Below are 13330 nucleotides of genomic sequence, written 5' to 3' on the forward strand. Positions count from 1 at the left end.
AAGCCGAAACACCTCGTAGCGATCGGCCGCGGACGGGAGACCACCGCCGCGAATCCTAGTTTAACCGCTACACGTCGCAATACCAACCAATCCGCCACTCGGGGCTGTCCAGTACCGCAATCAGCTCCTTTAGGGAAAATGCAGCGGTGCGTCTCGGCTGTTCATCGAGACGTTCATGTTAACTTTCGTTTGCCTCCGCTTCAGACACTGACCGGACATTGAATAAATGCATTTCGTTGAAGATCACGATTGGCTCGACCGCGCCCTTGGTTGGTATCGTACCGCCTGGACCGATCCGCTTGAGCAATCTCGATTGCGGAGCTACATCGCGCTTCAATTGGCCTCTGCCGGATTGCTGCCGGCTGAAGAAAATGCGACAGACAATGTGTTGGCGGCATTCTCCGTTGGCCTGTTGGAGAACCTGCGGGAAAAAAATCGCCTGTTAGCCGAGCATCGTGCGCCGGTGGACAATCGCATCGAAGAGTTTTTAGCAACCTATTTCGCCGAAGTCTTGCCACAGTCCGATGGTGAGCGGGTGCTAAGGCTGCCGCCGCAAACTTTGGTCTTGGATCGCCACGGCATGGCCCGCAAGTTGAGTTTGCCGGCGCATGGAGATCATTATCAAAATCCGCTGGTGCAAAGTTATCGCTGTCACAATGGCGTGTTACATAATCCGCTCAGGGATCGCCGCACGACGGCTGGCACGTTTCATATCGTGGAAGGGGGATTGCCGATAGCTGGTGATAAGCGAGCGGTTCCCAAGGGAGTGTTTGTCAACTTATTTCAAGCGGCGATGGAGGCTCCTGAGTGGTTGCGGGAACTGCCTTATACATCTCAGTCCTCGCAGCCTTCGCAAACTTGGGTGTCGCTGCTGCTGCGTCCTATGGTGCGTCCGCAAGTTGCCGGTTGCTGTAGCCGTTTGACGATGGAGACCCGTTTTTTCGCTCCCGCCAGCTTGATTGCCAACCTGGATTTTGTCGAGTCGATCTTTGGCAACGCTGGTGATCCGCTGGTGCCCAGCAATGATGCGGCGCTCGACGTGGAACATTGGACGGGGCATACCGGTTGCGTAATTTTGGCACCTCACCTAACCACGCTCCGTAAACGTGATTTGGGCTTGCCGCATTGGGATGCTGCGACGGCCAAACAGCGTGAAGCTCGCATGTGCTGGCAACATGAGGATGAATGCTACAACGACGGAACCCCGTTTAAGCTAACTTGCCGTGACGATTCCGGGGTAGTGGTCACGTTGATCGCTGACAACTATTTCGGCTACTGCAAAAAAGAGGTCAAAACGCAGATTTCTTACGCTGCAAATCTAATGGGTGGCGTCGAGGAGGAGCACGCCGGTGGGACCTTGGCGTTTGCTTCTTATTCGTTGGGAGACGAATTTCAAGTCAACAGCCGCAGGTATAATGGGCGCACGTTCGCTGATGTTGCCGAGGATTATCATGATTTTATTGATGTACGTCCGGAAGGTTACGGCGTGGACCGTTTGCACCCGTCTGTGATTTACATTCCTGAAGATGCCAAAGCGACTTTAGTTGAGCGCTGCATTAAATGGAATCACGCTGGTCAGGAACACCGCATCGGTTTATCGCCCGAGCAAATATATATCGCGCCGAGTGGTTATAAGATCCGTTTGGAAAAACACCCCGCCGCACCGTCGTGGCGACTGGTCGGTACGGTCGGTGAGGGCGTTTTCTGTCACAAACCGTGCACCGTTTCGGGTGGTGGCAAGAGCGAGATCAGTAAGGGGCTCAGCGATTACATGCTTTACAATCCCATTTATGTTGGGGATGTCGAGCAAGATTTTGCCATGTTGGAAGAGATCTTTGCTCGCAACTATCAAGATCGCTGGCGGGATGAATATAACGATCGGCCCGACTATGCCATGGAGCAGAGTCGCAGCGTGCTCGATCCCCAGCGCAGCCTGGGGAGTCTAATTCAACTCCTGACGCCACGCCCCGAGTATAGTAACGAATATAATCAATTTCTGCGTTCGATTCCCGAGCATGTGTATGCCTTGGCGCTGATTATCAAACGCTTTATGCGACCCGGTTGGACTCGTTGGCAGGATTACTTCAGCGTCGATATTGTCAATGGTTCACCCGGGCACGAACTGAAGTTTCAGGCTCGCGCTTTGGTCGGGACTTACCTGCGAGTTGGCTTGGAGTCGGTTAGCAGTCCGCAGGCCAGTGGGCAGCGTTGGCGAACGTTCAAGCTCAGGCAAGATTTCATCGCCGCTGCCAAGGTGCAGACGGAAGATGATATTTCCGCCAGCGTTGTGATTCCGGGCAGGTTGCTGGACAATCTGGGGCCAGCGATTGGGCAAGCGCTTAGTTATAAATTTGCGGCGAATTGCGAGTATCGGTTATTCCAGCGGCCCGATGATGCGATCCATCGCGGCTTGGATACGCAAACCGAGTATGATTTGTCCCAACCGGGCAACTTTGTCAGCAACTTTCAGCCACTGTCTCCGCACGAAATACGAGCCATTGTCGCGGATGTGATTGAATTTGACCGCTATAGCGCGCCGATGCAGAAGCTGCTCGCCGAGGCTGCCCAGGAAGCGGACGGTTATGTGGTCAGTAGCGCGCATCCACGTCAGTTGCCAGATCAGACCGTCACCAAAAACCCGCGTTACTTGCAAGATCGACCTGATTTGGTTAAGCACCGCGACAGTTACGTGGCCGAGCGGGGGATGCGGCTATTTCGCAAAATACCGGCCGATCAACCGGTGCATTTGCCGGTCGGGGCGATCCTCAGCGGCCGTCGCAATAATCCACCCGACATGCAGGCCGGTATTCGCTCTTTAGCGGTTTACAGCCCGCTGCATTATCAAGAGTTACCCGAGTTATTGATGGATTATATTTGCTCGTTGACGGGGAAAAGCCCCAGCACGACGGGAGCGGGCAGTGAGGGGGCACTCACCAAGGGCCCCTTTAATATGTTGGTTCCCACGGTCGATTTGAACGCAGCGTACGTGTCCATGGTGCTCACCGGGCTCGGTGGGTTCAGCACGCCGGCTGGGCATGTCGGGCCTCGCTTTGAGGTTGGGCACGATATTAGCCTGCTGATTCCCGAGGTTTGGTGCCGGATGGGGCCTGAGGAGCGCGATCCTCAAACGTTGATCAATGGCGGCATGTTGGAGCCGATTGCTGATTTCGAACATCAGGGACGAGAGATTCCCGCCAGCCGCCTTGGCTATCGGATGACCAATCGTTTTGTGCTGACTTATCTGGCACGTGTTTTCGATAATCCTTCGATGGTGTTCACTGCTGAGATTCTCCAGCCCGAATTGCAAGATCTAGACTCCTTTGCTGATGGGGTTTTGTATATTGCCGAAGCCCAACAACGGGTTGCGAACGGTTACTTGCAAGATGGTTCCTACGACTCCGCCTGCCCGCCCATTCAGGCTTTGTTGTCGATCATGGCGACCGGAGTCTGGCAGGGGCATTCGCTATCGAGTCCACAAGTGCGAGAGATGTTTACGCTTGATTATCTGCTGACCAGCGAATGGTATCAGGACCGCTTGGTGGCCCAACAGCAGCGCGATCTAGCCCTTTATCAACGTCATGAGCTTGCGCTGGTGACATACATGCGGGGCCAACACCATCGTGACGCGGCCGCCGATTTGCACTTGTCCGAGAAATTAGAAACAGTACAAGCTGAAATCGAAAGGATTTCCGCCGATAGTTATCTCCAATCCCTAAGCGGGACCTTGGGAGTTCAGCCTTAATGTTTAAACGATACATCCAATATCTGATTGACACCGTGCGTCGGCCCCGAGCCGAATTGACGCGACGGCAGCAGCAATTGCGATATTCGGGTGAACTAGTGGCTCACTGTTGGCGCGTGTTGTTGCGGCATCGGGCCGAGGGGATGGCCGCGGAACTAACTTATCGCACCATTTTCAGCTTGATTCCGCTGGTTGTGCTTGGTCTGGTGACGTTTCGTGTCTTCGGTGGATTGGAAGAAATTGAGACCCGCGTCGCCGATCAGATGTACTCCTTTTTCGGTGTCCCCGATGTGACCAATGACGCATATAGCAGTCTGGAGGTCACGGAGCTTGAACCGCCTGAACCAAACTCGGTCAGTCCAGCAGGTGATAGAGCCGATGAAGCTGACGTGGCCGAAGAGGCGGATGAAGCGTTCGCTGGTCAACCGCCGCTTGTGGAAGGAATTAACGACCAATTGATGCCTCAGGAGCAGAATCCGACGGTTGATTCGACGGCCGAGCGTCAACAAGTGCAAGCCAGTATCCGCTGGGCGCTTCGTGAGCTGACACAGAAAGTATCGACGGTCGACTTTGCCAGTATCGGTGTGGTTGGATTGCTGCTATTTATCTATGCGGCGATTGCTTTGGCCGATTCGGTGGAGAGTGTCTTTAACTTGATCTATTCGGCACCTTCGGGGCGGCCAATTCACCTCCGCGTGGCGATCCATTGGTCGATTATTACTTTAGGTTCCGCCCTGTTGGCAATGAGCCTTTATTTGAGCGCGCAATTGGTCGACTATGTCAGCAGCGCGACCGGCTGGTCTACTACGGCCTACATTAATCACGCCTTGGCATTGTTGTCAGGCTGGGTGTTGTTATTCCTGTTGTATGCGCTGATGCCCAACACTCGTGTCAGCCTGCCGGCAGCCGTGTTTGGCTCGTTTGTGGCTGCGGCACTCTGGGAGTTCGCCAAGTTTGGTTTCCAAGTTTACGTTTCCAAAGCAGTTCCCTATTCCGCCCTCTATGGTTCCTTGGGGTTGATACCGCTGTTTCTATTTTGGGTTTACTTGACTTGGTTTATTATTCTCTTCGGGTTGGTTTGGACCTATACCCTGCAGACGGCTCCGGGGTACGTTCCCACGAAAGAGGAGGACGATATTGCTGATGAACTAATGCCGGGAGATCCCCAGTGGTTGCTGTTGGTGATGATTGAGTTGGCTACCGCTTACCAACAGGGAGAGGCGTTGGGGCGCGAGCAGCTGCGATTGAGGTTGAAGTTACCGACTCGCGTGATTCAACCAATGATTGAAATCTTGGAACGTGCCCATTTTTTGCGGCCGGTCGATTCCCAGCAGTCCAGCCAGTATGTGCCTTCCCGTCCGGCGGACCAAATCATGGCGATGGATGTGCTGCGTGCTGGTCGGTTTGAGCCGCAGTCGCGGCACAGTCGCGGGTGGGAAGCGTTGCGGGCGCTGCGCCGCCACGATGAATCGCGGTTGGCAGACAAAACGCTGGCTGATTTAATCGCCCCTTAAATTCCCCTGTTTCCCCCAGACTTATTTTTTGGTATTCCCTCGGATAGACACCGAATTTTCCCGCGTCGGGAATTGGCCAGTCTGTAAATGCCGGCCTTCGACAGGTGTAGTCTGAGTCGCTCACATGCCAATCGATGCTCCGCTCAACCGCTCCCATCAGGCCGCTTGTTTGAGCGGTTTTTGCTGGCTGTTGGTCGGTTTGGTGTGGGCGCTACCGGCGACTGCTCAGTCTTCGCTCATCGGTCCGCCGGGGAGCGGTTTTGGCGACTCGCTCGATAGCTATTCGATGGCAGGGTACGACACCTTGGACATGGCTGCTCAGCCACAATTTTTGCCGCTGGAGATATTGTATCCATCCTATTTGGCCGGTCCCAAAGAGCCTCGGATCGGCACTCAAATATTTATCGAGCGTGATGATGGCGCCTTGTGGGACACAACGTTGGGTGGCCGTTTTGGCTGGCTCCGTGGCAGTGACTCGCTTGGTCGATTATGGCAAGCCGACGTGGAGGGAGCGGCGATTCTGCGGCTTGATCCCAACGAGGACATTGATTTGCGGAGCGTCGACTTTCGGGCCGGTATTCCTTTGACGATGGCCTGGGGTGCTAATCGATGGAAGTTTGCTTATTATCATCTGAGCGCACATATTGGTGATGAATATTTGATCAAGAATCCCACCTTTAATCGCTTAAACTATGTGCGTGACGCCTTGGTGTTGGGTTATTCTCGTTACTTTGGAGAACGCGTCCGAGTATATGGTGAAGCGAGCTGGGCCTTCTATCATGAAATCAGCGAGCCTTGGCAGTTTCAATTCGGTTACGAGTACGCTCCCACGCGACCCACCGGCATTTTGGGGGCACCATTTTTTGCCATCAACGCTCAGCTCCGCGAAGAGGTCAATTACAGTGGCACGACCACGTTACATGCCGGTTGGGCTTGGCGCGAACCGCGTGCGGGCCGGTTGTTAAGAGCAGGTTTTTTCTTGCAAACGGGAAAGACGCACCAGTATGAGTTTTTTGATGAAAGTGAGACTCAGATCGGTGCTGGACTCTGGTACGATTTTTAAAAAAATAAACCACCAGGAAGCGCCTGGTGGTTTATACGTATCGAGTTTACTCAGTTACCAACGTAGCTGGTGGAACCTTAAGAGTCTTTATTTTCGTTATTGCCGGATTCGTTATTACCGGTTGGCTTGTCCGCTCGCTCCGCCCTCTTTGCTCATGCTTTCCACCATTTTTGACAGCTCCTCAACTTGCTGGCTAAGCTGACGCACTTCTTGTTGCAATTGATTGATCATTTGCATATTGTCGCCACCATCCATGCGAGGGCGAGCCATGGAGCGTTGGTCACTGGCGAATGATTGCAATTTGGCGGTCAGCTTCTGTTGTTCACTATCGCGTTTGACGGTCAGATCTAACTCGTCACCAGGGCTTCGCTGGTCGACGATGTCGATCAGATTTTGGGGCGCGTTAATCTGCCGGCCGTTTGCGGTGACGATGATATCACCGGAGCGAAGTCCCGCAGCGGCCGTCGCGCTACCGCGAGCGACATTTTGAATTTTCACTTGCTCTTCCTCGGAGGTCATGGAAATTTCTAGTCGAGCGCCGTCCCGATGGCCAATTCGAACTCGGTATGGCTGACCCTTTAGGTTAAAGGGAGTTACTACTTTTTCTTGCCCACGTGAACCGGCAGCTTGCCCGCCAAACTGCTGGCCCGCCAAACTGCTGGCCCGCCAAACTGCTGGCCCGCCAAACTGCTGGCCCCCAAACTGCTGACCTCCGTACTGGGGAGTGTATTGGCGACCATACTGATCTCGATAGATCGGCTGACTTGTCATGTCGATGCCGGCCGAGCATCGGCGCAGCAGTAAGGAGAGACGCTTGCGGTGCGTGGGGGTAGGTGCGAATTTCATCTGTTCGATCTTCCTTTAACGAGAAGGCGTTACTAACGCAACGCTTCACAACCAGCCGCACACCTCAGTGACGTGGGTAGTTGTGAGGAATTGCTACAAACAGATGAATTCAGTCGCAATTGATGTACTGTTTCTTGTGCCCCCGATTGGGCTCATCAATGTGCCCGATTGCGCTCATCAATTTGATCGTTCAGAGTGAGCGTGTCATAGATGTAGCCCAGCCCAAACAGACCGCCGGTCAGCAACCAGATCAGACCGGTGACAATCTTACCCATGTAAAAGCGGTGAAGCCCGAGCCAGCCGAGAAAGAGGTGTAGCAGCCAAGTGACCGAATAATCGAGGCGGCCGGGCGGATAGCGGCGATTGGCCGACTCGGCCATGCTGGGGATGAATACCAAATCGACGATCCAGCCGATCAGAAACAGTCCGCCCGTGAAGAACCAGAGGACACCGGTCAGTGGGCGACCATAATAAAAGCGATGAGCGCCTAGGAAGCCGAATAACCAAAAGACATAGCCGAGCCAAACCGGATGCGATGGCTCCGGCAGCAACGAATACTCTGCCGCGTACTTAAGCGGGGCAGCCGTTTCTGAGTACACCGGCCGTGACTGCGAAGGGGTCTGTTTGGCGGGAGCATACACGAAAGGAATGACCTATGGTGGAATGGTAACGCGGATGAATGCGACTGATCTGAATGTCACTCTTATCTATTCGCCAGTGAGCGGGCGATCTTCCTCAATTTGCGAGGAAATTCTGTATGTGGAGCAAATTTCGTTCCCGCTTGCCGTTGGCCGGCGTGTCGCGTTATCCTGGGAGTCCGGAACTGGACTAGTGCTCACAAATGAACGTTTGGACCGATCGCCGTGCGTTATGCCGAGCTACGCTGCAAAACAAATTTTTCGTTTCTTCGCGGGGCCAGTCATCCCGACGAATTGGTCTCGCGGGCCAGTCAACTCGGCTATGCGGGCTTGGCGGTCACCGATCAAACTTCCCTGGCAGGGGTGGTGCGAGCTTGGGGGGCGGCTAAGGATCTCAACTTCAAGCTGTTAGTGGGAACCGAGATCGCCCCGCAGTCGGCTCCTCCGTTGGTTCTTTGGGCGACCGATCGAGCCGCCTACGGGCGCCTGTGTCGCCTGATCAGCCGCGGCAGGTTGCGCTGTGAAAAAGGGCAAGCTCAGCTTTACTGGGATGACCTCGTGGAGCTTAACGAAGGGCTGCTCTGCGGCGTGATTGTCCCCGAGCAGGGTGAATGGGCCGATCATCAAGTGTTGCAGCGGGGGTTGCAGCAAGTCGGCGAACTCTTTGGGGATCGCGCCTATCTGTTGTGTGAGCTGACTCAAGGGGTCGACGATCAAGGTAAATTGGCTCAACTCCGCGCGTTAGAGGCAGCCAGTCGTGTCCCCTTGGTCGCCGCTGGTGATGTGCATTATCACTCGTCCGAGCGAATGTTGTTACATGATTGTCTGACGGCCATCCGCTCCGGGCAGACAATTGATCAAGTGCATGTGGCGCGCTTTGCCAACGCGCAGCGCCACCTCCGCGGTTTGCCGGAAATTGCCGCGATCTATCAACAGTCGCCCGAGTTAATCGACCGCACCGGCGAGGTGCTCGATCGCTGTGACTTTCGCTTGGATTCGTTGCGTTATGAGTATCCGGAAGAGTTAGCGCCGGCGGGGAAAACACCGTTGGAGCATCTCAAACGTTTGACTTGGGAAGGTGCTAAGGCACGTTGGCCCGGCGGTGTGCCCGAAAAGATCATCGATGGCTTGCGGCATGAATTGGCATTGATTTCCGAGCTGCGATATGAGGCCTATTTTCTCACCGTTTGGGATTTAGTACGGTTTGCTCGTGAACGTAATATCTTGTGTCAGGGCAGGGGGTCAGCGGCTAACTCGATGGTTTGTTATTGCCTGGGAATCACCAGTGTCGATCCGGGGCGAATGAACTTATTATTTGAACGATTTATTAGTCGCGAGCGCGACGAGGCGCCGGACATTGATGTTGACTTTGAGCATCAACGCCGTGAGGAGGTCTTACAGTATATCTATGCTAAGTACGGTCGTGAGCGAGCTGGCATGACCGCGGTGGTGATCTCTTATCGAAGTAAGAGCGCGGTCCGAGACATTGGCAAAGCATTGGGAGCGGCGGCTGACACGATCGATCGGTTTGCCAAGGTTGCCGGCTCACGCGGCGGGTATTCAGAATGGCACGAACGGATGGCAGCGGCCGGTTTGGATGCGACTTCCGAACTCGGTCGTCGCTGGGTCTACTTGTTAGAACAGTTGATCGGGTTTCCTCGCCATCTTTCGCAACACGTCGGTGGAATGGTAATCACCGCCGGGCCATTGTGCGAACTGTCTCCCATTGAAAATGCTGCGATGGCGGACCGCACGGTCATTCAGTGGAACAAGGATGACTTGGAAGAACTGGGGATCCTGAAAGTCGATTGCCTTTCGCTGGGCATGTTGTCCGCTTTGCGGCGGTGTTTTGAGTTGGTCGAAAAACATTCCGGACAACGTTGGTCGTTGGCGACATTGCCCCCCGGGGATCCCGCCACCTACGCAATGATCCAGCGCGCCGACACGATGGGCGTTTTTCAGATCGAGAGCCGTGCTCAGATGAGCATGTTGCCACGCCTCAAGCCCACTTGTTTTTATGACCTCGTGATCGAGGTTGCCATTGTTCGGCCGGGGCCAATTCAGGGGCAGATGGTGCATCCTTACCTCAAGGCCCGGGAGAATCCCGAGGCGGTGGTCTATCCGACGCCAGAAATTCGCCAAGTCTTAGTGAAAACCTTAGGCGTGCCACTCTTTCAAGAACAGGCGATGCGATTGGCGGTCGTCGCGGCTGGCTTTACTCCTGGTGAAGCCGACCAACTGCGGCGAGCCATGGCTGCCTGGCGGCGTCCTGGTGTGATCGATCATCTCCGCCTCAAGTTGATGGAAGGAATGCGTGAGCGCGGCTTAAGTGAGTTGTTTGCCGAGCAGGTATATCGGCAGATCCGTAGCTTTGGCGAATATGGTTTCCCCGAGTCCCACGCAGCCAGTTTCGCATTGTTGGTGTACGCTTCGTGTTATCTCAAGTGTCACTATCCGGCCGCCTTCTGCGCCGCGCTGCTCAACAGTCAGCCGATGGGGTTTTACGCACCGGCTCAACTCGTCGCCGACGCTCAGGAGCATGGTGTGCGGGTCTTGCCGGTCGATGTCAATCACAGCCAGTGGGACTGCACGCTGGAGGCCACGAGTGATGGCCAGTTAGCTTTGCGGCTCGGGTTGCGGATGATTCGCGGTTTGCCGCAGCGGATGGCCGATTGCATGCTGGCCGCACGCGAGGCGGCTGGACCTTTTACAAGCATCGAGGAAATGACGCGGAGAACGAGAATCGGCCAAGCCGTGCTGGCGCTGTTGGCGGATGCTGACGCCTTGGCATCCGTCACGACGAATCGACGAGCCGCGCTCTGGGACACGCTCGGGCAAGAGAAGTCAGGACAGGAGTTGCCGTTGTTGGCGGCCGTTGATCCAATGTTGCCTGAGGATGATTGGCAGCAGTTAGAACCGCTGACTTCGTTGGAGGAAGTTTACGCTGACTACAACACCGTTGGCCTAAGTCTCAAGGGCCACCCGCTGCAATTTTGTCGTGGCGAATTGGCGGCGTTGCGATGTGTCACAGCCAGCAAGTTGCCTGAATTACGCAGCGGTCGCCATGTAACCGTTGCCGGGTTAGTGCTAATGCGGCAACGACCTGGGACAGCCAAAGGAATCACCTTCGTAACCATCGAAGATGAAACGGGATCAATGAACCTGATACTTTATCCAGCCGTGTGGAAGCGGTTCTTAACGATTGCTCAGACCAGCAACGCCTGGCTGGTTGATGGCAAACTGGAGAGCCAAAATGGCGTCATCCATGTGCTGGCTAGCCAAATTCGCGATCTCACGTCGCAAGTCAGCGGGCTCGACTTGCGTTCGCGAGATTTCCACTGAGCTGATCGGCCGCCTGAGACTTAGTATCGGGAGAATTGCAGGCCCGTAACGTACCACTGGCGGGGCAGGTCAGGTAGCAGCTCATCATCGTTGTAGTCGGTGGAGCGACTCATGATGATCACCACCGGGGGAACTTGTCCGGTGGCGTCTGAAAACACCATGCCGACCATGTCTTGGATATCTTGGCTGTCGGTGAAGCGAGTTTCGACAAACACCCATTCCGGCTTCTGCGAGGTGTTGATGACAGCGGAGACAGCCGGTTGCGTGGCGAAAGAGTCGAGTTCTTCGAACGCCGGTTGATTCGCCGAGCTGTAGAAGTCACCAAGTGACATGTCCGACATTTGCCGCAACGCTTTGGGCTTAGTCAGCTCGAAGGCAACTTCTTTCTCTCCGGCAGCGAGAATCTCCAGCCACTGCCGTGCGAATCCTGACGCTTGCTCCGTTAGCAAGGCTTCGCGGGCGGAAAAATAAGTCCACGACCAACTGCCGAAAAACAAGGCCAAAGTGATGCCCAGGGCGGCCGGCAAACGTCCCACCGGGCGGGCTTGTCCAGCACGCGCGGGGCGGAGTGCGTAGAGCCCAACCAACACGGCGGACGCCGGTACCAATAACAGCGAACTGCTGAAAATGGTGATGCTGCTGATCGCGCCTAACAAAAACGCCACGATCCCGCTGGGACGAAAGGGCCTTTCGACCTCTGTTTCGACCAGTTCGTTGTTCGAAAAAACGGGCTTGTTTGAAATTGCGTTCATCGCCCTAACTACGTCGCTGACCGGAGTTTGGTTTGCAAGAAAAACTAGGCTGCGACGCGATTCTTGCTTTCCGCCGTGGGACGCGCCGCGGAGCTTAGAATACCCAGCGATTGGCTAATTACGCCAGCCGCCTTGGCGGTCGCCCCCGGGGACGCGTAGCGAATCCCCATATCGGAGAGCTGCTTGGTTAGCTGTTGATAATACTCAGCGTCACCAAGCATGCGAGCGAGTGAGCTAACGAGGAACTGGACGCCCCGCGTTGAGTTTCCCGCCGTGGCCAGCTCGGGGAAGATCGTTTGTCCAGCGATTAAGTTTGGCAGCGTGATGCTGGGAACCCGCACCATCGCTCGACCTGCCGCGTACATTACTCGGCCTGTTTGGTAAATCACTGCGGCCGGCGTCCCCCGCGCCATCAATTCCAGGCTGACCGAACCGGAAACCATCATCGCGGAGTGGCTTGCAGCGATAATTTCGCTCGTTTTTCCAACGTAGAAATCGATCGGCAAGTCAAAGTCCCCAGTCTCCATTTGATCACGACACCAGAGACAGTGGGCGTCGCGAAAAGCGGCTACGGCGAAACGAACGGTGGGAAATTGATGCGACAGCTGGCGAATTGATTCCAGCATCGTTGGCCAATTGCGTTGTACCTCGTGCCACCGCGAGCCCGGCAGCACCGCGACTAACTTATGTTCCGCAGTCCGCGCGGGGGGCAACACCAATTCCGCAGACAGTTGCGAAATCGACGCCCCAAGCGGTGTTTGTTCCGCTTGGTCTGGCTGGCAAAGTCTACGCAATAAATGTTGGTCGAGTGGTTTATCAGCAATCGCATCAAAAAACGGATGCCCCACAAACGTCGATTGAATTCCGTGATCGAGATACCACTGGTGTTCAAAAGGTAGCACAGAAAGGACATGGTCCACATACTTGCGCACTTTTGAAATTCGCCACGCGCCCCAAGCCCAAAGTTGGGGCGGCAAGTAATAGAAGACCGGGATACCTTGTCGCTTGGCCCGCTTGGCGATGTGCCAGTTGAAGCCGGGAAAATCAGCCAGCACGACCGCGTCAGGACGTGCTCTTTCCGCGAAGACTCGCGAGGCAATGTCGGCAATGCGAAAAAACTGCCTCAGCTTTGGTACCACCTCGACCAGACCCATGACAGCCATCTGGGTCAGCTCGTAATCCAAGCGACAACCCACGGCTCGCATCTCTGGACCGCCAAAGCCGCGCATTCGCCAATCGGGGCTGCTCGCTCGCAATGCGCGGATCAACCTGGCGGTATGTTGGTCGCCGCTTGGCTCGCCGACCGAAAAGAAAATATGGGGTGTTTGGTTTGTCATCTGGACCAATGCCGGTACGGAGTGGATTACCGACGATCGTGAATAACAGCTAGCCGCTAACGATGTCAAGAGAATGTTTGGCTTAGCTGTGATGCT

The 13330-nt window shown here is 55.2% G+C and carries 8 protein-coding genes; 4 read left to right on the forward strand and 4 right to left on the reverse strand.

All coding sequences use genetic code 11. The features are described from left to right. Window positions 1-226 precede the first annotated feature (226 nt). The 3 genes from SH139x_RS01240 to SH139x_RS01250 all read left to right on the forward strand — a co-directional run bounded on the left by SH139x_RS01240 (window position 227) and on the right by SH139x_RS01250 (window position 6319). On the forward strand, window positions 227-3742 hold the full coding sequence (locus SH139x_RS01240) for a PPi-type phosphoenolpyruvate carboxykinase family protein (protein ID WP_488353475.1): 3516 nt from the start codon (window positions 227-229) through the stop codon (window positions 3740-3742). Further along, a complete protein-coding gene (locus SH139x_RS01245; RefSeq protein ID WP_488353476.1) occupies window positions 3742-5256 on the forward strand; it encodes a YihY/virulence factor BrkB family protein in 1515 nt (504 codons plus the stop codon). Before SH139x_RS01240 ends, SH139x_RS01245 begins: the two co-directional genes overlap by 1 nt. Window positions 5257-5380: 124 nt before the next feature. Then, window positions 5381-6319 carry a DUF1207 domain-containing protein gene (locus SH139x_RS01250; protein WP_488353477.1) on the forward strand — a complete coding sequence of 313 codons (939 nt, stop codon included), beginning with the start codon at window positions 5381-5383 and terminating at the stop codon, window positions 6317-6319. Between the two features lie 114 nt (window positions 6320-6433). Here SH139x_RS01250 and SH139x_RS01255 read toward each other — a convergent pair whose 3' ends face one another. Beyond that, on the reverse strand, window positions 6434-7165 hold the full coding sequence (locus tag SH139x_RS01255; RefSeq protein ID WP_488353478.1) for a PDZ domain-containing protein: 732 nt from the start codon (window positions 7163-7165) through the stop codon (window positions 6434-6436). 155 nt (window positions 7166-7320) lie between these two features. After that, on the reverse strand, window positions 7321-7716 hold the full coding sequence (locus SH139x_RS01260) for a TM2 domain-containing protein (RefSeq protein WP_488356133.1): 396 nt from the start codon (window positions 7714-7716) through the stop codon (window positions 7321-7323). Between the two features lie 312 nt (window positions 7717-8028). Between SH139x_RS01260 and SH139x_RS01265 the strand changes: the two genes are divergently transcribed. Beyond that, window positions 8029-11145 (forward strand): error-prone DNA polymerase, encoded by a 3117-nt coding sequence (locus tag SH139x_RS01265; RefSeq protein WP_488353479.1) that lies wholly within the window; start codon window positions 8029-8031, stop codon window positions 11143-11145. Window positions 11146-11165: 20 nt separating this feature from the next. Here the strand turns inward: SH139x_RS01265 and SH139x_RS01270 are convergent, their stop codons facing one another. Together SH139x_RS01270 and SH139x_RS01275 are read right to left on the reverse strand one after the other, a co-directional pair. Then, the gene (locus SH139x_RS01270; RefSeq protein ID WP_488353480.1) at window positions 11166-11897 is read right to left on the reverse strand and encodes a hypothetical protein; all 732 of its coding nucleotides are present in this window, start codon (window positions 11895-11897) and stop codon (window positions 11166-11168) included. Between the two features lie 44 nt (window positions 11898-11941). After that, window positions 11942-13234 (reverse strand): lipid-A-disaccharide synthase, encoded by a 1293-nt coding sequence (locus SH139x_RS01275; RefSeq protein ID WP_488353481.1) that lies wholly within the window; start codon window positions 13232-13234, stop codon window positions 11942-11944. Window positions 13235-13330: the final 96 nt, after the last annotated feature.

It is taken from the genome of Kothea flammea (assembly GCF_052161645.1).
Lineage (GTDB): Bacteria > Planctomycetota > Planctomycetia > Pirellulales > Pirellulaceae > Laterigemmans.

Coding starts and splice junctions, on each gene's coding strand:
- SH139x_RS01240 (WP_488353475.1), top strand. CDS start 227: ATGCATTTCGTTGAAGATCACGATTGGCTCGACCGCGCCCTTGGTTGG.
- SH139x_RS01245 (WP_488353476.1), top strand. CDS start 3,742: ATGTTTAAACGATACATCCAATATCTGATTGACACCGTGCGTCGGCCC.
- SH139x_RS01250 (WP_488353477.1), top strand. CDS start 5,381: ATGCCAATCGATGCTCCGCTCAACCGCTCCCATCAGGCCGCTTGTTTG.
- SH139x_RS01255 (WP_488353478.1), bottom strand. CDS start 7,165: ATGAAATTCGCACCTACCCCCACGCACCGCAAGCGTCTCTCCTTACTG.
- SH139x_RS01270 (WP_488353480.1), bottom strand. CDS start 11,897: ATGAACGCAATTTCAAACAAGCCCGTTTTTTCGAACAACGAACTGGTC.
- SH139x_RS01275 (WP_488353481.1), bottom strand. CDS start 13,234: ATGACAAACCAAACACCCCATATTTTCTTTTCGGTCGGCGAGCCAAGC.